This window comes from Bradyrhizobium sp. BRP19, assembly GCF_020194195.1.
Classification (GTDB): Bacteria; Pseudomonadota; Alphaproteobacteria; order Rhizobiales; family Xanthobacteraceae; genus Bradyrhizobium; species Bradyrhizobium yuanmingense.
Map to the genome: position 1 here is coordinate 1 of NZ_JADYVZ010000219.1, position 397 is coordinate 397.

Consider the following 397-nt stretch of genomic DNA (forward strand, 5'->3'; position numbering starts at 1 on the left):
GACCGAGCCATAGGTGCGCGCGCCGAGGTACCGTCAAGTTAACGAATTGGAGCGGCCAAGGGGATAGACGAGCGGCATGCCGATCGCCCGGGACCCTCTTTATCGCCGCCACCGCTTCCCACCGGAAGTGATCAGCTATGCCGTTTGGTTGTATTTCCGGTTTCCCTTTTGCATCGATGCCGCAGCCGAGGTCTTGAGATGGTTCGCTAGTCATCGCGCTCGTTATCCCGGAAACAATCCCGGCATCCACCGGGACGCGAGGCGCGCGGGGAATGCCAGATGGAGCGGGGCGCGCGGGCTTTCAGAGGTCAGTATTTCGGCGTCGAGCAGGGCGGATGTGACCCTGCGGGCGCTGCGTTCGCTGGTTTGCAGCAGAGTCGTGACGTCGGCGCGTGGA

At 63.0% G+C, this 397-nt stretch carries 1 pseudogene; it reads left to right on the forward strand.

Features of this window, described 5'->3' with window-relative positions:
• Window positions 1-76 precede the first annotated feature (76 nt).
• Window positions 77-166, forward strand: a pseudogene (locus tag I6F36_RS39265) (IS6 family transposase); the annotation flags it as partial.
• Window positions 167-397 lie beyond the last annotated feature (231 nt).